This is a genomic window from Nocardia nova (assembly GCF_002933465.1).
In the GTDB taxonomy this organism is placed as follows: Bacteria; Actinomycetota; Actinomycetes; order Mycobacteriales; family Mycobacteriaceae; genus Nocardia; species Nocardia nova_B.
Window position 1 is genome coordinate 85,018 of the sequence record NZ_PSZE01000002.1, and the last position, 18,375, is coordinate 103,392.

Below are 18,375 nucleotides of genomic sequence, written 5' to 3' on the forward strand. Positions count from 1 at the left end.
GGTCGCTGCCCCGGTGGGAGTACGCGGCGCGGAAGCCGTTCGGAGGAAGCCGGACGCTGTCATCCAGGAGACGTCATGCCCGTGTGGGCGGTGTTCGGCGGTGACGACGGTGCCTGCGCCCACCGCACGGCACGGGGGATCGAGAGGCGGTGCGGTGCGCTACGAATTCGTCGTCGACGGGGAGCTGGCCGGCGACATCTGCGCCGAGTTTCCCGAACTGGCCCGCAGTGGCGTTGCCGCGCCCGGCACCACCGCGCTGTTCGGCCCGCTCGAGGACTACACCGCGATGCGCAGCGTGCTGGCCCGCATCGACGCCTTGGGACTGACTTTGATCGAGATGCGCCGCCTGCCCGATTGAGACAACAAGTGGGCGACGGCCTCCGGTCGAAGTCGGTGCTCAGGAGTGCCCGTGTCCCACCTGCGGGCTGATTCGCCGCCATTCGCGTTCCCATTCGCCGGCCCGGTGCCGATCCAGGGCGTAGCCGGTGCACCGGGCCAGCCCGTAGGCCAGCGCCCAGCATGCGAGCAGGGCGGCCGTGCCGGTGGCGATACCCTTGGCGACCGCGGCATCGTCGGCGACCGGGGGTGTGGTCGGATCACCCCGTGTGGTGAGCCACAACGGAATTCGGTCGCCGCGATGTGTTGTGCCGTCGACATCGACCATCGCCTGGCCCGGATGCCCGTCCCGGCTCCACTGCGCCTGGGCGCGGAGCTGGTCGGCGAACATGCCGCTGGGCGCCGGCATCCGGATCGGATCGCTCGTAACCTCCGCTGTCACAGCGGTTTTCGTGGCGTTGTCGGCGTGGATAGAGGCGAGTTCGACCCGATACTGGGCGGTGCCGGCGGCGACGGCCAGCAGGATCGCGGCGAGTGCGCCCAGCAGCAGGGCGAGGCGCAGCGCCTGCTCGAAGCGATCGTCGCGGCGCATCAACGGCGAGCGGGTCCAGGGCGCGAGTCGCCCGGCCCGCAGTACCGCGAAGGTAGTACGCACCACTCTCACTCTCCCACCACGACCGGCAGAGGCACGGTCGGAGAGTAGCCGTTCGCGGGCCGGGCAAACGGCGTCCGGAGTGGATCTTCGCCACGTCCGGCGACAGGTTTGACTCGAACCTGCGTGGCTATCGCATCGATGCGACCCGCAGTCGTTGCGGGTGGTCCGGCAACTCGGAAGGAGCACGGTATGAGTGCCATCGATAAGGCCAAGAACAAGCTCGAGGACGCCGCCGGGCAGGCGAAGGAGAAACTGGGCGCCGCCACCGGCGATCCGGACAAGAAGAACGAGGGCAAGGCCGATCAGACCAAGTCGAACCTGAAGGACGCGGGTGAGAAGGTCAAGGACGCCTTCGATCACTGATCTCGTCCGGCACCGTCTTGTCACGGGGCCCGTACCGACGCGGCGAATGCGCCTGGTACGGGCCCCGTCTCCTACCCGCGGTGGTTGCCGCGCACCCGCTCGACCTGCGGTTTCGTCGTTTCGGCTGTACAGACTGCTTCGTCTCTGTTAGGAAGGAAAGCGCGGGTCGGTCTTCATGTGGTAGGACGCCCGCAGCGGGCTTGTGCCCGTTGCCCTCGGCTCCGGTTGGAGACCTGAATGAGCTCGAGCGCCGAATTACGTCCAGTAGTCCCCGCCGGTGAACCCGGCACCTCCCAGGTTGCCGAGGCGCGCCTCACCGCGGTCGTGCGTACTCGTGGCCCCGCCCTGGTGCTGTCGTTTCGCGGCGAGGCCGACAGCTACACCATGTCCGGATGGAGCGAACGCATTCGTTCTGCTGCCGAAAGCGGCGTGCCCATCGTGGTGATAGACACCAGTTGCCTGGGCTTCCTGTCCTGGCGCGCCCTGCTGGCGCTGGCGCGGGAGGCCGAGCATTACCGCGCCGCTGGGGTGCATCTCTGTCTGGTCACCCAGTCGCCGACGATCGTGCGGATTGCTGCGCTGGATCCACTGACCCGGCAGCTGCCGATCCATTCGACCGTCGTGAGCGCGGTCGGCCGCGCCACGTACGACGCGGCCGGGCCCGCGATCGCCGCCACCCCGGGGTGAGCCGCTACTCGTCGGGGAGCGGGAAGTAGGAGTCGTCGGTATCGGATTCGCGCCGCACGATCTCCTCGACGGCCTCGGTGTCACTGGCGCCGCCGGGTGATCCGGTGCGGATCGAATCCAGGCCTTCGGTCGCACCGGCTTCCGGCAGCGTCGGCTCGGCGGGCGGCCTGGTCCCCACATCCGGCTCTTCTTCGGCCAGGCGTTGGGAGAGTGGGCGTTCCGTGCGCTGCTCGCGGGCCGTCATGCCGTAGCTGTCCACGCCCGACCAGTCGTCGGGTGGTTCCACGATCTCGTCGCCGTCGTCGTTGCCCACATCGTCGGAATCCAGTCCTTCGATCGAGGTGAGCAGGTCTTCGTCGGATTCGTTTCCAGCCATGTGCTTCGCGTGCCCGCAATCGCCCGCCGCAAACCGTCGGCGCCGCGCCCGTTCGTTTGGGCCTCCGGGCGGCGGGTAGGCCGACGGTGGCCGTATCCAGCACAGATGCAGATCGAGGTGACACGATGAAAGCAGTGACGTGGCAGGGCCACCGCAAGGTTTCGGTGGATGAGGTGCCCGACCCGCGGATCGAGGAACCGACCGATGCCATCATCGCCGTGACCTCCTCGGGTGTGTGCGGGTCCGATTTGCACCTCTACGAGGTACTCGGCCCGTACATGAGTGCCGGTGATGTGCTCGGCCACGAGCCGATCGGGGTGGTGGTCGACGTGGGCTCGCAGGTGCGGTCGCTGTCGGTGGGTGATCGGGTGGTGGTGCCGTTCCAGATCGCGTGCGGGCACTGTGTCATGTGCGATACCGGTTTGCCGACGCAGTGTGAGACCACGCAGGTGCGCGAATACGGCAGTGGCGCGGCCTTGTTCGGGTATTCCAAGCTCTACGGACAGGTGCCGGGCGCTCAGGCACAGTACCTGCGGGTTCCACATGCCGATTTCACCCACATCCCGATTCCGGCCGGTCCCGACGACAGCCGCTTCCTGTATCTGTCGGATGTCCTGCCGACGGCCTGGCAGGCGGTGGAGTACGCCGGCGTGCCCGACGGCGGCTCGGTGGTAGTGCTGGGGCTGGGCCCGATCGGGGATATGGCGTGCCGGATCGCCGCCCATCGCGGCTACCGGGTGATCGGTGTGGACCGGGTGCCGGAACGATTGCGGCGGGTGGCCGATCGCGGTATCGAGGTGGTCGACCTGGAACAGATCGACGCCTCGACCGGGGATGTGATCCGCGACCGCACCGACGGGCGGGGCTCCGACAGTGTGATCGACGCGGTGGGTATGGAGGCGCACGGATCGCCGGTCGCGGAGTTGGCGCAGCGTTCGGCCGGCTATCTGCCGGCGATGGTGTCGCAGAAGCTGATGGATACCGTCGGTGTGGATCGGCTCGCGGCATTGAACAGCGCGATCGATATCGTGCGGCGCGGTGGCACGATATCACTGTCCGGGGTCTACGGAGGTATGGCGGACCCGTTGCCGATGCGCATCCTGTTCGACAAGCAGATTCAGCTGCGGATGGGCCAGGCCAACGTCAAGCGGTGGGCCGGTGACATCCTTCCCCTTCTGCGGGACGGCGATCCGCTCGGTGTGGAAACCTTTGCCACCCACCGGCTTCCGCTGTCGGAGGCGCCGCGGGTGTATCACGACTTCCAGCGCAAGGCCGACGGCATGGTGAAGGTGGTCCTCGACCCGGCGGCCGCGTGATCGTGTGGGCGGCCCTCGGCCGGTATGTCCGAATCGCCCGGTGCCGCAAGATATTTCCGCGCACGACCAGTACTTTCGCAATCGGTCGGGATGCCAGGTGCATAGACCCGGGAGGCTCGGGTAGTGCCTCCGATGTGGCCGGGCAGTACGCCGGTCGCGATCGAAGAAGTCCCCACTGCGAAGGAGGTCCGCAATGGCCGACCAGAACAATCCCGGACAGTTCGGCAACCGCAGCGACACCGAGGAGCAGGCTCGTCGCGGCGGACAGGCCAGCTCGGGTAGCTTCGGCCAGCGCAATGCCGCCGATCCGCACGAAGCCGGGCGCAAGGGTGCCCAGGCGCAGCCGACCGCGGCCAAACAGGCCGGCGGTCAGCACAGCCACGGCGGTCGCTGACCCGAATCGCCACGATGGACTGGACAGCGTAGGCCGGATCATCGATCCGGCCTACGCGGCTGTCGGGCTCACCGCGATGTCTTCGGTCGCCGCCGCTGCTCCGATCGCGGAATGCCGACGTTCTCGAGATTGTTCCATTTTTGTGGTTAACATCTGGCACTCGGCCTTCGATGTTAGATATGTCGTTGAATGTGACGGCACCGATCGGCCGGTTCCAGCGGCTCGGATCGGGTATCACGGGTTCGGCCGCGGGCATCGGCGCTCGGTGGCACAAGGATCGAACAGGCGATTCGGCAACGACGCCGACTCTCACCGCAGGTAACGACTATCCGGCGAAACGAAACGGTGTGCGATGGACATCGATCAGCGTTACCGACAGAATGGTTCGACAACGATCACCGCTGCGGAGCTGGCTACCTTGCTGCACAAGTCTGCGGCCGGGGACGCCGAATCGTTTGCCGTCTTCTATCGCAGCACCAATGCCCGCCTGATGGCGCGGTTGACCGCTATTCTGCGTAGCCCCGGATTGGCTCAGGAAGTGAGCCAGGAGGTCTATCTGCAGGCATGGGCCGCGGCCGGCGAATACGACGCTGGGCGGGCCAGCCCGATGGCCTGGCTGATGATGTTCGCGCACCGGCGGGCGGTCGACCGGGTGCGCTCGGAGCAATCGATGGCGGACCGGGAGCGTGCGTTCGGACGTGGTCAGTATCAGCCTGAATGCGATGTGGTGTTCGACGAGGTGACGCAGCGGCTGGACGAGCGGTCGGTCGCGGGGGAGGTGCACCGGCTGGGTCATCGGCAGCGGGAGGCGATTCTGCTCGCGTTCTACGGTGGCCGCACCTATCCGGAGGTGGCGCAGGATCTGGGCATCCCGCTGCCTACGGCGAAGGCCCGCATCCGGGCCGGATTGAAAACGCTCGGTTCCAGGCTTTCCGAGAAGGCGCGCGACGAGACGGAGTGAGGGCGCCCGCTCCCGGCAGTTGGGTTTTCCTACCCCCTGGGGGTATATTGCGAGGTGTTGTTGCGACGGCGACGCTCGTTAGGGAGTCGGTTATTGTCTACTATTTACGTACATAAGTAGTAGATATCACCGACCCTATGGTAGCGGTCTCCAATGGTGGGACGGCTATCGTTTCGGTGTTCGGCAGCTCCGTGTGAAGGTGTTGTGCGGCAAAGACACTCGTGATGAGGAGGCTTGGGGTGGTGGATCGGTGTCCGACCCGGACCGTGGCCCGGCACCGTGCCTGTGCGCTGCTCCGGCCGCTCGAGCGGCGGGTGCGGATGCGGTGAGCATCGTGCTCCGGCCGCGGCGGGGTGTCGCGGCCATGATCTTCGTCTTCCTCCTCACTCTCCTCGCGCTGCATACCGATTGCGCGGTCGCCGACGCGGAGACGCCCGGCGCCGTCGCCTCGTCCGCAGCCGCGAAATCGCCGCTGGTTCACCTCGGTTCCCATCTGCCCGCTTGGGACCACTGCTGTGTGCACGACAGGCACGTCGTCCTGGACTCGGTGCTTCCGGCCGATCCGGCGAAACTCTGGCCACCAGGCCAGCTGTGGGCTGCGGTGGAGCCCATCACCGCCGCCTCGTGGCACCTTCTCCCGACCGCCGTGCGCGGACCGCCCGGCCCGCCACCACGCATCGGTCGCGACATTCTGACGCATTTCGGTATCGCCCGCCGCTGATCGGTCAGCGACAGGCCGCCGGCCCATGCCGGCGGCCGGTGTCCGCTGCCCGCATCCGTACCGCCCGCACCGGGCGGAGATACCGAAAGCGACAGTCATGGACGACATCGTGCTCGACCACCCCCAGCCGGTTCCGGCGGCACCGATCCCGGCGCAGCGCCCGCGCGGCCTCGTGGGCAATACGCCGGTGCTGTGGATCGGCGAACCGCTGAGCGGCCGCGGCCGCGGCTTCTGGGCCAAACTCGAAGGCGCCAATCCGGGCGGTATGAAAGACCGCCCGGCGCTGCACATGGTGCGCTGCGCCGAATATCGCGGCGACCTGCGGCCGGGCGCGCGCATCGTCGAATCGTCCAGCGGCACCTTGGGATTGGGTCTCGCGCTGGCGGGGATGGTGCATGCGCATCCGGTGACCGTGGTCACCGACCCAGGCATGGAACCGATGGTGGTGCGACTGCTGCGGGCCTACGGCGCGCAGGTGGAGACGGTCACCGAACCGCATCCGGCCGGCGGCTGGCAACAGGCGCGCCGCGATCGCGTCGCGGCATTACTGGCCGCCGAACCGGAGGCCTGGAGCCCCGACCAGTACGGCAATCCCGACAATGTGGACGGCTACGAATCGCTGGCCCTGGAAATGGTGCAGCAATTGGGCCGCGTCGACGTCCTGGTGTGCGCGGTCGGGACCGGCGGACATTCCGCGGGCGTGGCCCGGGTGCTGCGCCGGAGCAATCCGCGGCTGCGATTGATCGGCGTCGATACCGTGTTCTCGACCATCTTCGGACAGCCGGCCGGGCCGCGCCTCATGCGCGGGCTGGGTTCGAGCATCCACCCCCGCAACGTCGACTACGCCGCCTTCGACGAAATCCATTGGGTAGCACCGGCCGAGGCGGTGTGGGCCTGCCGGACGCTGGCCGCCACCCATCACGCCAGCGGCGGCTGGAGTGTCGGCGCGGTGGCGCTGGTGGCGGGCTGGGCCGCGCGCGTGCACGACACCGGCACCCGGGTCGCCGCCGTCTTTCCCGACGGGCCGCACCGCTACGCCGACACCGTCTACAACGACGCCTACTGCGACGAACACGGCCTGCTCGATGCCGACCCGCCCGTCGAACCCGACACGATCGGCCATCCCGCCGAGCGAGCCGTGACCTCGTGGACTCGCTGCACCACCGTCGTCGACCCCCGCACCCTCGACCCGGAGCCCGCCGCATGAGTGTCCTCGCCCGATTCCGTAGCTTCGACCCGGCGGCCCGGCTGCTGATGGTCAACCAGTTCGGCATCAACCTGGGCTTCTACATGCTCATGCCGTACCTGGCCGGATATCTCGCCGGCCCGATCGGTCTGGCGGCGTGGGCGGTCGGGCTGGTGCTGGGCGTGCGCAATTTCTCCCAGCAGGGCATGTTCCTCGTCGGCGGCACGCTCGCCGACCGGCTCGGCTACAAACCGCTCATCGTGGCGGGTTGTCTGCTGCGCACCGCGGGATTCGCGCTGCTGATCTTCGCCACCTCCCTGCCGATGCTGCTGATCGCTTCGGCCGCAACGGGTTTCGCCGGTGCGCTGTTCAATCCGGCGGTGCGCGCGTACCTGGCCGCGGAGACCGGTGAACGCCGGGTCGAGGCGTTCGCGATCTTCAACATCTTCTATCAGGCCGGAATCCTCGTCGGGCCGCTGGCCGGACTCGCCCTGCTGGTCACCGACTTCCGGGTGACCGCCGCGGCCGCCGCCGTGGTCTTCGCGGTGCTGACGCTCGCGCAACTGTTCGCGCTGCCACCGCGGCGGGCGAGCGATCCCGCGGTGCGCACGACGGTGCTCCAGGATTGGCGGACCGTAGTGGCCAACCGGCGATTCCTGGCCTTCGCCGTCGCGATGATCGGTTCGTATGTGCTGTCGTTCCAGGTCTATCTGGCGCTGCCGTTGCAGGCCGAATATCTGAGCTCCGACCACGCGCAGGCGTTGACCTCGGCGTTGTTCGTGGTGTCGGGGGTGGTCGCGGTGGCCGGGCAGTTGCGCATCACCGCATGGTTTCGCCGCCGGTGGGGGACCGGCCGCGGCCTCGTGGCCGGCATGGGCGTACTGGCCGCGTCCTTCCTGCCGCTGCTGCTGATACCAGGGCCGCGGCCGTTCGGCACGGTGGCTGCCGTTGCGGCGCTGCTGATTTCGGCGGCGATCCTCGCGGTCGGGACCGCGGCGGTCTTCCCGTTCGAAATGGACACGGTGGTCTCGCTCTCCGGCGGCACACTCGTGGCCACTCACTACGGGTTGTACAACACGGTGGTCGGAGTCGGGATCCTGACCGGCAACCTCGTCACCGGCGTGGTGGTGGATGCCGCGCGGTCGGCCGGACTCGACGCGCTGGTGTGGGGCGGCTTCGCCGCGATCGGGGCACTCGCGGCCGTCGCGCTGGCCGTGCTGGAGCGGACGTCACACGCGCAATCGGCTGGGGGAGAAGTGGTTTCGACGGAGTCGGTGCGCGAATCCGCCTGATCGGTGGTGGCCGGTACTCGTCCGCGGCCGCGGACGAGTACCGGACAGATCATGCGCGTCGCAGTTCCAGCACCGGAATGGTGCGGATGCCTTCCGTTTTGCGGGCGTAGCCGGCGAATCCGGGATAGCGGCGGGCCTGTTCGGCGAAGATCTGGTCGCGGCGTTCACCGGTCACTTCGGTCACCGACACCGGGTATCGGTCGGTGCCGCGTTCGATCTCGGCCGTCCCGGCGGTGATCAGATTGTAGTACCAGTCCGGATTGGTCGGAGCCCCGGCCTTGGACGCGAAAACATAGACGGCGTCAGGGTTCTCGTCGTCGGCCAGGTACATCATCGGTGCCACCAGCTCGCGGCCGGATTTGCGGCCGCGGTGATGCACCAGCACCATCGGTGCGCCCTCGAAATCACCGCCGACGCGGCCCTCGTTGGCTCGAAATTCCTCGATGATCGCGGTATTCCAATCGCTCATGACCTACATTCTGCTGTCGAACGCGTGGCCGGGACGGGAGGCGCGCACGTGCAAAGACCGGGAACGCGCGGTATGCGATGATCGGTCCGGTGTTCGTGATCCGATTCGTGGCGGCCGCCACCGCGCGGTGCCATGGCTGAGTTGTACGGGCGCGCGGCCGATACCACGGCGATCGCCGCCCTGCTGGACCGGGCCCGCGCAGGGGAGAGCGGCTGGCTGGTGCTGCGCGGCGAACCCGGAATCGGTAAAACCGCCCTGCTCGATCACGCCGCCGATCTCAGCGGCGACCTGCGGGTGCTGCGCGGCGCGGGGGTGGAAATCGAGGCCGAACTTCCGTTCGCCGGATTGCAGTTGCTACTGCGGCCGGCGCTGGCACATCTGCCTGCCCTGCCGGTGCGCCAGCGGGCGGCGCTGGAGGCGGCACTGCGACTCGGCGACGATCCCGGCGGTGATGCGATGCTGGTCGGCTTGGCGGTGTTGTCGCTGCTCACCGAATACGCCGGCGATACCGGGCTGGTCTGCCTGATCGACGACGCGCAATGGCTCGACCGTGCCTCATTGGACACGATCCTGTTCGCCGCCCGGCGGTTGCACGCCGAGGGGGTCGTGATCATCCTCGCCGCCCGCGACGGTGCCGCATTCGCCCGGGCTGCCGATCTGCCCGAACGCCGCATCGCCGGCCTCGACGCCGACGCCGCGGCCGCGCTGCTGGACCGTCGCGAACTGCCCGCCGGCGTACGCCGGCAGGTCCTGGCCGAGGCGCAGGGCAATCCGCTGGCATTGCTCGAATTGGCCGCCGCCACCCGCGGCGAACGTCCCGGTGCGGCCCATCCGGCCGCGCTGACGTTGACCGATCGACTGCAGCTGGCCTTCCACGGCCAGGTCAGCCGGATGCCGAAGTCGACGCAGGACGTGCTGCTGATCGTCGCCGCCGAGGAGTCCGGCGAATTGTCGGCGGTCTTGCGCGCCGCGGCGGCCGTCGGCGCCGGAATCGACGATCTGGCCCCGGCCGAGGAGGCAGGACTGCTGGTGCGCGGCGAGACGGCGGAGACGATCGCCTTCCGCCATCCGCTGATCCGGGCCGCCGTGTACCAGCGGGCCCCCTGGGGCAGCGAGTGGCCGCGCATCGCGCGCTGGCGGCGGCGCTGGACGGTCCCGCCGACGCCGACCGCCGCGCCTGGCACGCGGCCGCCGCGGCCACCGGACCGGATACGGAAGTCGCTGCGGCCCTGGAGGATACGGCCGCGCGTGCGCTCGCCCGCAGTGGCCACGAGGCGGCCGCCGTGGCCTACGAACGCGCCGCCCGGCTCACCACGGACCCCGGACCGCGCGCGCACCGGGAGGCGCTGGCCGCCCAATCCGCCTTGAACGCGGGCGATCTGGAGCGTGCCGCCGGGCTCGCCCGCCGTGCGGCCGGCACTGCTGCTCGTCGCCCTCGGCGGCATGAATATACGCGCAGTACGCAGAGGCGGGGCTCGCCGACAGCACACCGGGTTCCGCCTCGCCCGGTGCGGCGTGGGCGCAGTGGTCGCTGGGTTTGCTCGAACTGGGTTCGGGCCGAGCCGAATCCGCGCTGTCACGTTTCGAGCGGCTGACCCGGGACCCGCTGCGCCATCACCTGTGCGCGATGCGCTCGATACCCGATCTGGTCGAGGCCGCGGTGCGGGTCGGCGCCGCCGACCGGGCCGAACCTCACGCCGATCGGCTCGCCGACTGGGCCACGGCGGTGCGGCAGCCGTGGGCCGAGGCGCTCGTCTTGCGTTGCCGCGCACTGCTGGCCGACGACGACCGCGCCGAGGCGCACTACACGCGGGCGCTGCATCTGCACGACCGCGAGGCCCGTCCGGTCGAATACGCCCGCACCGCGCAACTCTACGGCGCGTGGTTGCGCCGCGCCCGCCGCAAGAGCGAGGCGCGAACGGTGCTGACCGAGGCGCTGGACATGTTCGAGCGAATCGGCATGCGCCCCTGGGCCGAACGCGCCCGCACCGAACTCGTCGCGACCGGCGCGGCACCGGGCGGGGCCGGCGCACAACCGGATTCGCGGCCGCGCGCGGTGACGGGTCTCACCCCGCAGGAGTTGCAGATCGCTCGCCTCGCCGCCCAGGGCCTGTCCAATCGCGATATCGCCGCCCAGTTGTTCCTCAGTCACCGCACCGTCGGCTACCACCTCTACAAGGCGTACCCGAAACTCGGAGTGACCTCGCGCGGCGAGCTGAAAACCATTGCGGATCAACTGCATTGACAGATGCCGACATGCCGGAGCCTCCGGTGGCGACACCGGGGGCTGACGATGAAGAAGTGCAATGTGGCCATGAAGATCCCGGTCGGCAGGACGAGCAGGGTGGCCCGTGCCGGTGGTGGGCTCGCCGGGCGGGTGCCGTGGGCGAGCATGGTAGGTGTGGACAAGGGTGTTCCTCGGGATTGTGCTGCGGAACAACGGTGTTCGCTCATCCCTTGACGAATTCCAGGAGATCGTTGTTGAACTCGGCGGCGTGCGAGGTGTAGAGGCCGTGACCGGCGGTCGGGTATTCCTTGTAGACGGCTTTCGGCATCAGTTCGGCGGTGCGCCGGCCGGTGACCTCGGCCGGCGCGGAGAAATCCAGGCCGCCGTGCACGATGAGCGTGGGAACCGTGACGCCGCGCAACGCTTCCCGGTTGTCGCAGTGGAAGACCGCCTGCTGCATGTGCAGCGTCGCCCACGGCGCGGTCGACAGGCACTGACGGTAGGTGATGTCGACCTGTTCCGGCGAGACGTCCGGGTTGAGGTGGGTGTTGAAGTAGATCTGCGACTGGCGAGCCAGCCACCGGCCGCGATCGGTGCGCACACTGTCCAGCAGCGCGTCGAGCATGGCCTCCGGGATGCCGCCGGGGTTGTCGTCGGTGGCCTTCATGAAGGGCAGGATCGCCGCGAGGAAAACTACTCGGGCAACGCGGCTTTCGCCGTGGCGGGCCAGATACCGGGCGATCTCCGCGCCGCCGGTGGAGTGGCCGACCAGGGTGGCGCCGCGCAGGTCGAGATGGTCGAGCAGGGCGCCGAGATCATCGGCGGTGGTGTCGATGTCGTAGCCGGTGGACGGGCGATCCGAGCGCCCGTGGCCGCGCCGGTCCAGGGCGATGCAGCGGTAGCCACGGTGGTGAAGTACGGAATCTGGTACTCCCACATCTCGGTGTTGAGCATGGCGCCGGCGACGAAGACGATCGGCTCGCCCGTGCCGTAGTCCGCGTAGGCGAGGGTGGTTCCATCGGTGGTGGTGAAGTACATGACCGGTCCTTTGCGGGGAGAAGTGTCGGGTGTCGGGAGGGGATCAGGCGCCGGTGGGCACCTTGTCGAGGAAGCCCAGGATCTGGCGGATGCGGCGGTCGTCACCGAGCACGGCGACATCGAAGCCGATCACCAGCGGCTCCTCGCCCGGCCGGCCCAGCTGCCAGGTGAAGCGGGCGATGCCGTGGTGGCTGTCGATCGGGCCGCCGAGACGGAAGTCCACGCCGGCGAACTGCTGCTGGACCGCGGCGACGGTCGCGTCGAGACCGGCGTGACCGCGCACCGATACCAGCGGATCGGTGTATTCGGCGTCGTCGGTGAGCAGGTCGGCGATCTGCGCGGCGCGGGCGGCGGGATCGGTCTCGTTCCAGACGGCGAGGTAGCGTTCGACCAGGTCGTTGATGTCGCTCACGGGATTCTCCTTCGTGGTGGTGACGTTGCGACCACAAAGCCGGACGTGCGCGGACACCTGGACCGGCAGGGCGAGGCCCAGCGTCCCGGCCAGCGGTGCGGTACCGCGGCCCGCGCAGACGACGACGCTGCCGAATTCCGAACAGGCTGTGCCGGTGCGTAATTCGACGGTCCCGGCTGCGGTGTGCCGCAGCGTGAGGACGTGGTCGGTGACCAGCGCGTCGCGCAACCGATCGGTGAGAGCGTCGATCGCGGCGACGGTGCGGATGGAGCCGCCGGTCGCGTCCAGCATGGCCGGGCCGTCGTAGTCGGCCAGCGGTGGCAGCCGCATCGCGAGCTCCTCGGTGTCGATACCGCGGGCATCGACACCGGGGGTCCGCCGCAGGAACTCCAGCTTGTCCGCCACGCCGTCCCCGAGCGCGACCGCTCCGTCCTCCGAAATCAGTTCGGTGCCGAAGTCGCTTTCCCACTCGCGCCAGCTTCGACGGGCGGCCACCGCCATCTCGACCAGCCGGGGATCGGTGTGCGCGTGGCGGAAGATCCGGGAATGACCGGCCGATTGACCGCCGCCGGGCCGGGCCGACTCGTACACGGTGACCGAGAGCCCGGCCCGGCGTAGCGCGTGAGCCGTGGCCAGGCCCACGATTCCGGCTCCGACCACGGCGACATCGGTTGTGGCACCCATCTCCGCGGACTGCCCGCCCCCGCGCTGCGCAATCCGGGCAGGGCACCGACCGGTGCACGGGGAGTCAGTATCCGGCGAGCAGCGCGCGGAGCCGGCCCAGTTCCTCGGGGCCCGCGCTGCTGTGCCAGCGCGTCGGATCGGCGGGCCGGCGGCCCCACAGGAACAGCGCGCGCACGGCCGGATCGCTTTCCACGGTCGCCTGCCCGTGCGGCGGCACCAACTCGATGGAGTTGCCGTCCGGAGCGGCGACGACCAGGACGTCGTCGGTGCCCGGTGCGCGCAATCGGCCCTCGATGCGGCCCTCGGGACCGAAATCGATGTCCCTGCTGCCGCGCGCGAGCAACGGGAGGCCGACATCGCGCACACTGTGGCGAGTTATCCACGGCTGCATGAGCATATCGATCGCCGTCGCGTCGTCGCCGGTCATATCCCAGCGGTGCAGCACCATCTCCTGGCGCATGTGCTCGAGGAAGAAGTCGGGGGCGACGGTTCGCCCGGTCCAGCCGATCGCCTCGAGCGGAGACAGCGTGTCGATCAGCTCCGCGGTCTCGACGAGTTGTTCGCACCGGTCCACGAACGCAGCCCACAACTCGGCGTCCGGCATCGCGCGGTAGGGCGCCTCCCGCTCCTCGAAACCACGGGTCGGCACCGGACTGCCCGCCGCATGGGCGGCGAGTACCCGCGCGAGCTCCTCGGCATTGCCGGTGTTGTGGATCAGGACATCGCGTACGGTCCAGCCCTCGCACCAGGTGCCCGCGTCGGGCCGGCGCGACTGTACGGCGTGGGCGAAGGCCTCCCATTCCGGCAACGCCTCGGCGGCAGTGTGTGAAACCATCGGCATCTCCTCCGACCGGGCCTTCGTCGCCCGGTTGTCGCGGCGGGTCCGTTCTGATTCGGGCATACCCCGCCGCTGCCGGATCTCACCCGACGATTCGCTCGCCCGGCCTGTATTCCTCGATGATGCGGACTATTTCGGCGGCGACGAGCCCGGGCCGCTGGGTCGGCACCATATGGCCACAGCGCTCGGCGACGACATGCCGGCCGTGCGGCCGTACGGCCCGCCGCCGATGCGCGGCGTTGATCGCCGCGCGCGAGCGGGCCGAGATACCGGTGGAGGGCGAGTCGGCGGAAACGATCGTGACGGCGAGCTCACGACGGTCGGGGTCGGTCCGTCGCAACTGCTCGAGATCTGCTGTGTGGCAGGCCAATTCGGCGGCGCGGGTGCGCATCGCCGCGACCGTGAAGCCCTCGGCGCGAAAGTCGGCGCGGGCATCGGCGGGCAGCGCCGCGAGGGTGTCGCGGTAGGCCAGGCGCAGTGCGCCGATACGTGCGAGTGCGGCGCTGAGTCGTTGCCCGGTGCGGGCCGCCCGCCGCGACGCCGCGGTGAACAGGTCGTCGCAGAACTCGTCGGTGGGATCGATCAGCACCGCGCCCGTGATCCGGTCCGTCCGCTCCGCGGCGGCGACTCGCACGATCGGGCCGCCCCAGCTGTGGCCGACCAGCACGAACCGCGGTGCGGCGAAGCGCTCGGTGAGGTGATCGAGCAGATCGACGAGGTCGTCGGCCAGCCGCCGGAGTCCGCGCTGTGCGGTGTCGGGGGCGCTGCGGCCCAGGCCGCTGCGGTCGTAGACGACGGTCGCCGCGTAGTCGTCGAATTCTCGCTGCACCGCCGCCCAGTACGAGCGGGTGCAGGCGAGTCCGCTCTCGAAAACCACTAGAGGAGAAAGGGTTTCGTTCCGCCCCGGCCGGTGCATGTAGTACAGCCGACGCCCGTCGCGAGTGGGCGCCGTGCTCGCCGCACCCTGGCTGTGCGGTGCGGCCGGATCGGCTCGCTGCCGTACGGATCGTCCCGTCCGAGTCCCCTGCGCGCTCCCAGTCACATTGGTTAGCCTAACCTCAAGTGCCGGAAGGCGTGCCTCGGTGGTGGTGATGGCCCCGAGGGTGCCGGCGTCCGCGATTGCCGGACGGTCGAAATGGTCCGGGCCGCCCACCCCGCGGTTCCTCGGTGTCGTCGTCGTTCGGATGATTCGGATGGGACATGATTCGTCCTTTCTCGACTCGTAGCCGACTACCTCGACAGCCGGGCGGCAAACGCTAGAGCGAGATCAGCAGTACGCCGGCCGCGACGATCAATGCGGCCCAGACCATCACGACGAGGACGGCGGAACGGGCGTCCTCGGTGTCGTTCGGCGTGGCCCGGCGGCGACGGTGGGAAGCGGTGATCGAAACGTTCACGAGCTCTCTCCTTCCGCGATCGGTCGTACTCCAGGCCTACCCCGAAGCCCAAGCGCCACAACATGTCTCGCACGAGCGACCTATGGGTTGTGTCACAACATCCGGGAACCCGTTGGCTTCGAACGTCTTCCGGACGCGCTCACCAACCGTTGATGTGCAGCACCGAGTCCAGATCCACGCGTGGGCCGGGCCGGAAGTCGGTGCCCTTGGTGTAGGCCACCGGGAGTAGCACACCCTGGCGGACGTCGTCGGGAATGCCGAGAATCTCCGCGACCTCGCGCTCGTACTGCAAATGTAATGTGGTCCAAGTCGTTCCGAGGCCCCGCGCGCGCAATGCCAGCGCCAGGCTCCACGCCGCCGGGAGCAGCGAACCCCACAGTCCCGCCTGGTTGTCGGGCAGCGCCGCGCTGGTGCCCGTGCTGATCGCACCGATCACCAGCACCGGGACCTCCGCCATCACCTCACGCAGATAATCCGAACTGGTGGCGATGCGGGCGGCGCTCTCGTCGGCGGGTTCGCCCCCGGCCTCCCGGTAGGCCAGATATGAGCGCCGGTAGTGCTCCGCGACCTGCGCCTTGACCGCCGGATCGGTGAGTACGATCCAGTGCCAATGCTGCCGGTTGCCTCCGGACGGCGCCTGCAAGGCCACCTCCAGCGCCTCGCGGATCACATCCAGCGGCACGGGCCGGGTCAGATCCAGACGGCGGCGTACGGCACGCGTGGTGGTCAGCAATTCGTCGGGGGTGAGCGGAAGCAGTTCGGTCACTACGGGTCTCCTTCTGGATCGGCGTATACCGTCCAAGGATGCCCGACGCGGGTTTTGTTCCCGGATAAGCCGAAGCGATGCGGTCCGCACCTGTGAAGGGCAAAGCGCGTACCCCCGCCACACGGTGGGAGTACGCGCTCCGGAGAAAGGAATTCGCCGTCGCTAGAAATAATGCGCGCGCCCGGCGACCGGACGTCCGAACGCTCCGAGCAGGGCCAGGATCGCGCCGATGACGACGGCGATGATGCCCAGAGTCCAGAGGATCGGGATGCTGAAAACGAACCCGAGAACGAGGAGGATAACTCCCAGAATAATCATGTGAAACTCTCCCTTTGCCTTTTGTTATCCAGGCGCTGCCGCGTTCGGCCGTACTGCGATAACACATCGCAGATACCCGGCCTTGACGGGCGTAAACAGAACGTCTCGGGAGCAGCATCATCGCGATGGTGGCCCAGCCGGGGACGGCGACGAGCACCTGCTTCATGTCACCGCGGGTGGCGAAGATCGTCGGTACGCCGATCAGCACGACCACCGCGATCACCGCCGCCGCCACGGACCACGACGCCAGCGCCCACGGCGCCGCGACCCAGGCGATCAGTTCGGTGGCGGCACGCGCGATGGCCGGCCCGCGGCCCTGTTCGGTGAGATTCGGTGAGACATCCGCGCGTTCGGACATGTCGCTCAGCCTCGCACGTCCCCCTCCCGCCCGCACGACGAACGCCGTGCGACTGCCTCAGCCGGGCGTCCGCGCACCCGGAAACATGACCGGACTGATCAGATAGGGCCGGCGATCCGGGCCAGGACCGTTCCCGCTGCCCGAGGCGAGGACGCGGCGGAACCCGTCGAGCATGGCGTTGCGCTCCTCGGGTGAAAGCCACAGCGTGCCTGCTCAGGAACCGAATATCCGCGACAACACCGTCACGACGCCGTCCTCGTCGTTGGCGGGTGCGAGGTAGCGGGCGCGGGCACGAACCTCGGGGTGGGCGTTGGCCATCGCGAACGACCATCGCGCGGCCTCGAGCATCTCGAGGTCGTTGAGGTAGTCGCCGAACGCCGCGGTCCGTGCGGGCGAGATCCCGAGCGCCTCCTGGAGCGACTGCACCGCGCGACCCTTGTCCGCGTCACGGCTCATGATGTCGATCCAGTGTTGCCCGGACACCACGACCTGCTCGCGTGCGGCGATCGATCCGAACACCCGCTCGGCTGTGCGCTCGGCATCGGTGAAGTCGTGGATCGCCAGTTTCAGCACCTTGTCGGTCACCGCGGCGAGATCGTCGACGCGCTCGAGGCGGGCGTAGTACTTCGCCGCCTCGGCGACGAATGCCGGATCCGTACGCTCGATATAGGCGCTGTTCAGGCCGCACACCACCAGTCCGAGTTCGGCGGCGTTGGGTGCTTCCCGGGTCGCCTGTACGACCTGTAGCACGGTATCGAACTCGAGGCAGGTCGTCGACACGGCGACGCCGGAATGGACCACGTGACAACCGTTCTCGGCGATGTACGACACCCCGTCCGGCGACTGCTCGAACAGCGCGGCGAGCGTCGCGTACTGCCGCCCGCTGGCCGGCACGAAGGTGACTCCCCGCGAACGCATCACGTCGAGCAGCGGCCAGAACGTGTCGGGCACGGCACCGGAATCCGTGAGCAAGGTGCCGTCCATATCGCAGACGACCAGTCGCACATCGTGGTTACCGGGCGGGATCGAGGACCACGACGGTGGTGCCGAGACCGTCGAACGGCCCAGGGGTCCATTGTCTTCCGGGATGTCATCCACCGATCCGCTGCGCACCTGCCCACTTTCGCCGTCGACCACGCCGCCGCACCGGGACGCGCCACAGCGGGGCGCCCCCGGCGCGGTCGTCGTCGTGCCTGCTCTGTCGGGGCCAGTATGTACGCCGACCGGCGCGGCGGTGCGATGCCCCCGGCCGAGGGCATCGCACCGCGAGTCGGGTGCATCCCCGAAGGGAGGGAGCGGAACCCTGATCTGCCGGGAAATCCCGCGTTTTCACCATCCGCCGGACTCCGCGGCCCGAAGATACGGTGGAGCGCGGCGCGCACCGAGCCGCAGCGCCGCGCTCCACCTCGGCCGATCCGGCCCGTCGGATTTCTCAGCGGGCCGGCATCCGCGCGCGATAGGCGCGCGACCCGCTCTGCTGGACATTAGGATTTTATGTCGATACCCGAGGTGTTTCGCAATATTCAACATTTACCGATGAATTGCTCGAGATTTTCTCGGGTATTCGATCGACTGTGTATT

The 18,375-nt window shown here is 68.8% G+C and carries 23 protein-coding genes; 12 read left to right on the forward strand and 11 right to left on the reverse strand.

The genetic code is table 11. From position 1 onward, the window contains the following. The first annotated feature begins 109 nt into the window (after positions 1–109). Complete coding sequence (locus C5E41_RS02810; protein WP_104374506.1) at positions 110–358, forward strand: hypothetical protein; 249 nt, start codon at positions 110–112, stop codon at positions 356–358. A 39-nt stretch (positions 359–397) separates the two neighbouring features. Here the strand turns inward: C5E41_RS02810 and C5E41_RS02815 are convergent, their stop codons facing one another. Next, complete coding sequence (locus tag C5E41_RS02815) at positions 398–991, reverse strand: Rv1733c family protein (RefSeq protein WP_146097450.1); 594 nt, start codon at positions 989–991, stop codon at positions 398–400. Positions 992–1,180: 189 nt separating this feature from the next. Between C5E41_RS02815 and C5E41_RS02820 the strand changes: the two genes are divergently transcribed. Together C5E41_RS02820 and C5E41_RS02825 are read left to right on the forward strand one after the other, a co-directional pair. Then, positions 1,181–1,354, forward strand: coding sequence for a CsbD family protein (locus tag C5E41_RS02820; protein WP_030518399.1), 174 nt, complete (start codon positions 1,181–1,183; stop codon positions 1,352–1,354). Between the two features lie 237 nt (positions 1,355–1,591). Then, positions 1,592–2,041 carry an STAS domain-containing protein gene (locus tag C5E41_RS02825; RefSeq protein ID WP_104374285.1) on the forward strand — a complete coding sequence of 150 codons (450 nt, stop codon included), beginning with the start codon at positions 1,592–1,594 and terminating at the stop codon, positions 2,039–2,041. Positions 2,042–2,045: 4 nt separating this feature from the next. On the opposite strand, the gene C5E41_RS02830 is transcribed toward C5E41_RS02825, so the two are convergent. Then, entirely contained in the window at positions 2,046–2,417 is a 372-nt protein-coding gene (locus C5E41_RS02830; RefSeq protein ID WP_104374286.1) for a hypothetical protein, read from the reverse strand. A 125-nt stretch (positions 2,418–2,542) separates the two neighbouring features. Here C5E41_RS02830 and C5E41_RS02835 point away from each other — a divergent pair, with 125 nt between their 5' ends. The 6 genes from C5E41_RS02835 (at position 2,543) to C5E41_RS02860 (ending at position 8,287) form a co-directional block, all read left to right on the forward strand. After that, a complete protein-coding gene (locus C5E41_RS02835) occupies positions 2,543–3,733 on the forward strand; it encodes an alcohol dehydrogenase catalytic domain-containing protein (RefSeq protein WP_104374287.1) in 1,191 nt (396 codons plus the stop codon). 193 nt (positions 3,734–3,926) lie between these two features. Next, on the forward strand, positions 3,927–4,127 hold the full coding sequence (locus tag C5E41_RS02840; RefSeq protein ID WP_104374288.1) for a hypothetical protein: 201 nt from the start codon (positions 3,927–3,929) through the stop codon (positions 4,125–4,127). A gap of 352 nt (positions 4,128–4,479) precedes the next feature. After that, positions 4,480–5,088, forward strand: coding sequence for a sigma-70 family RNA polymerase sigma factor (locus C5E41_RS02845; protein ID WP_104374289.1), 609 nt, complete (start codon positions 4,480–4,482; stop codon positions 5,086–5,088). Between the two features lie 325 nt (positions 5,089–5,413). Beyond that, entirely contained in the window at positions 5,414–5,809 is a 396-nt protein-coding gene (locus C5E41_RS02850; RefSeq protein WP_104374290.1) for a hypothetical protein, read from the forward strand. A gap of 97 nt (positions 5,810–5,906) precedes the next feature. Next, entirely contained in the window at positions 5,907–7,016 is a 1,110-nt protein-coding gene (locus tag C5E41_RS02855) for a PLP-dependent cysteine synthase family protein (RefSeq protein WP_104374507.1), read from the forward strand. Beyond that, positions 7,013–8,287, forward strand: coding sequence for an MFS transporter (locus tag C5E41_RS02860; RefSeq protein ID WP_104374291.1), 1,275 nt, complete (start codon positions 7,013–7,015; stop codon positions 8,285–8,287). Before C5E41_RS02855 ends, C5E41_RS02860 begins: the two co-directional genes overlap by 4 nt. Positions 8,288–8,336: 49 nt before the next feature. On the opposite strand, the gene C5E41_RS02865 is transcribed toward C5E41_RS02860, so the two are convergent. After that, positions 8,337–8,756: a nitroreductase family deazaflavin-dependent oxidoreductase gene (locus C5E41_RS02865; protein WP_104374292.1), complete on the reverse strand. Its 420-nt coding sequence runs from the start codon at positions 8,754–8,756 to the stop codon at positions 8,337–8,339. Positions 8,757–8,888: 132 nt separating this feature from the next. Here C5E41_RS02865 and C5E41_RS34755 point away from each other — a divergent pair, with 132 nt between their 5' ends. Then, the gene (locus C5E41_RS34755; RefSeq protein ID WP_258080695.1) at positions 8,889–10,124 is read left to right on the forward strand and encodes an AAA family ATPase; all 1,236 of its coding nucleotides are present in this window, start codon (positions 8,889–8,891) and stop codon (positions 10,122–10,124) included. Positions 10,125–10,293: 169 nt separating this feature from the next. Next, entirely contained in the window at positions 10,294–11,001 is a 708-nt protein-coding gene (locus tag C5E41_RS34760; RefSeq protein ID WP_258080696.1) for a helix-turn-helix domain-containing protein, read from the forward strand. Positions 11,002–11,206: 205 nt separating this feature from the next. On the opposite strand, the gene C5E41_RS02875 is transcribed toward C5E41_RS34760, so the two are convergent. From C5E41_RS02875 to C5E41_RS33635, 7 genes are all read right to left on the reverse strand, one after another. Beyond that, positions 11,207–11,920: an alpha/beta fold hydrolase gene (locus C5E41_RS02875; RefSeq protein ID WP_219823080.1), complete on the reverse strand. Its 714-nt coding sequence runs from the start codon at positions 11,918–11,920 to the stop codon at positions 11,207–11,209. Positions 11,921–12,064: 144 nt separating this feature from the next. Next, complete coding sequence (locus tag C5E41_RS35690) at positions 12,065–13,117, reverse strand: FAD-dependent oxidoreductase (RefSeq protein WP_308706116.1); 1,053 nt, start codon at positions 13,115–13,117, stop codon at positions 12,065–12,067. A 64-nt stretch (positions 13,118–13,181) separates the two neighbouring features. Beyond that, complete coding sequence (locus C5E41_RS02890; RefSeq protein ID WP_104374509.1) at positions 13,182–13,952, reverse strand: maleylpyruvate isomerase N-terminal domain-containing protein; 771 nt, start codon at positions 13,950–13,952, stop codon at positions 13,182–13,184. 85 nt (positions 13,953–14,037) lie between these two features. Beyond that, positions 14,038–14,832 carry an alpha/beta fold hydrolase gene (locus C5E41_RS02895; protein ID WP_219823081.1) on the reverse strand — a complete coding sequence of 265 codons (795 nt, stop codon included), beginning with the start codon at positions 14,830–14,832 and terminating at the stop codon, positions 14,038–14,040. Positions 14,833–15,211: 379 nt separating this feature from the next. Continuing rightward, on the reverse strand, positions 15,212–15,352 hold the full coding sequence (locus tag C5E41_RS33630; RefSeq protein ID WP_181063067.1) for a hypothetical protein: 141 nt from the start codon (positions 15,350–15,352) through the stop codon (positions 15,212–15,214). A gap of 139 nt (positions 15,353–15,491) precedes the next feature. Beyond that, a complete protein-coding gene (locus C5E41_RS02900) occupies positions 15,492–16,118 on the reverse strand; it encodes a nitroreductase family protein (protein WP_104374294.1) in 627 nt (208 codons plus the stop codon). 162 nt (positions 16,119–16,280) lie between these two features. Further along, positions 16,281–16,436 carry a hypothetical protein gene (locus tag C5E41_RS33635; RefSeq protein WP_086007330.1) on the reverse strand — a complete coding sequence of 52 codons (156 nt, stop codon included), beginning with the start codon at positions 16,434–16,436 and terminating at the stop codon, positions 16,281–16,283. Between the two features lie 125 nt (positions 16,437–16,561). Between C5E41_RS33635 and C5E41_RS02905 the strand changes: the two genes are divergently transcribed. Further along, complete coding sequence (locus C5E41_RS02905) at positions 16,562–16,900, forward strand: hypothetical protein (protein ID WP_104374295.1); 339 nt, start codon at positions 16,562–16,564, stop codon at positions 16,898–16,900. A gap of 107 nt (positions 16,901–17,007) precedes the next feature. Here C5E41_RS02905 and C5E41_RS02910 read toward each other — a convergent pair whose 3' ends face one another. Continuing rightward, complete coding sequence (locus C5E41_RS02910) at positions 17,008–17,931, reverse strand: Cof-type HAD-IIB family hydrolase (RefSeq protein WP_258080697.1); 924 nt, start codon at positions 17,929–17,931, stop codon at positions 17,008–17,010. Between the last annotated feature and the right edge of the window lie 444 nt (positions 17,932–18,375).

Coding starts and splice junctions, on each gene's coding strand:
- C5E41_RS02820 (WP_030518399.1), top strand. CDS start 1,181: ATGAGTGCCATCGATAAGGCCAAGAACAAGCTCGAGGACGCCGCCGGG.
- C5E41_RS02855 (WP_104374507.1), top strand. CDS start 5,907: ATGGACGACATCGTGCTCGACCACCCCCAGCCGGTTCCGGCGGCACCG.
- C5E41_RS35690 (WP_308706116.1), bottom strand. CDS start 13,117: ATGGGTGCCACAACCGATGTCGCCGTGGTCGGAGCCGGAATCGTGGGC.
- C5E41_RS02905 (WP_104374295.1), top strand. CDS start 16,562: ATGGTGGCCCAGCCGGGGACGGCGACGAGCACCTGCTTCATGTCACCG.
- C5E41_RS02865 (WP_104374292.1), bottom strand. CDS start 8,756: ATGAGCGATTGGAATACCGCGATCATCGAGGAATTTCGAGCCAACGAG.
- C5E41_RS02840 (WP_104374288.1), top strand. CDS start 3,927: ATGGCCGACCAGAACAATCCCGGACAGTTCGGCAACCGCAGCGACACC.
- C5E41_RS02835 (WP_104374287.1), top strand. CDS start 2,543: ATGAAAGCAGTGACGTGGCAGGGCCACCGCAAGGTTTCGGTGGATGAG.
- C5E41_RS02860 (WP_104374291.1), top strand. CDS start 7,013: ATGAGTGTCCTCGCCCGATTCCGTAGCTTCGACCCGGCGGCCCGGCTG.
- C5E41_RS02890 (WP_104374509.1), bottom strand. CDS start 13,952: ATGGTTTCACACACTGCCGCCGAGGCGTTGCCGGAATGGGAGGCCTTC.
- C5E41_RS02845 (WP_104374289.1), top strand. CDS start 4,480: ATGGACATCGATCAGCGTTACCGACAGAATGGTTCGACAACGATCACC.
- C5E41_RS02825 (WP_104374285.1), top strand. CDS start 1,592: ATGAGCTCGAGCGCCGAATTACGTCCAGTAGTCCCCGCCGGTGAACCC.
- C5E41_RS33635 (WP_086007330.1), bottom strand. CDS start 16,436: ATGATTATTCTGGGAGTTATCCTCCTCGTTCTCGGGTTCGTTTTCAGC.
- C5E41_RS34755 (WP_258080695.1), top strand. CDS start 8,889: ATGGCTGAGTTGTACGGGCGCGCGGCCGATACCACGGCGATCGCCGCC.
- C5E41_RS02830 (WP_104374286.1), bottom strand. CDS start 2,417: ATGGCTGGAAACGAATCCGACGAAGACCTGCTCACCTCGATCGAAGGA.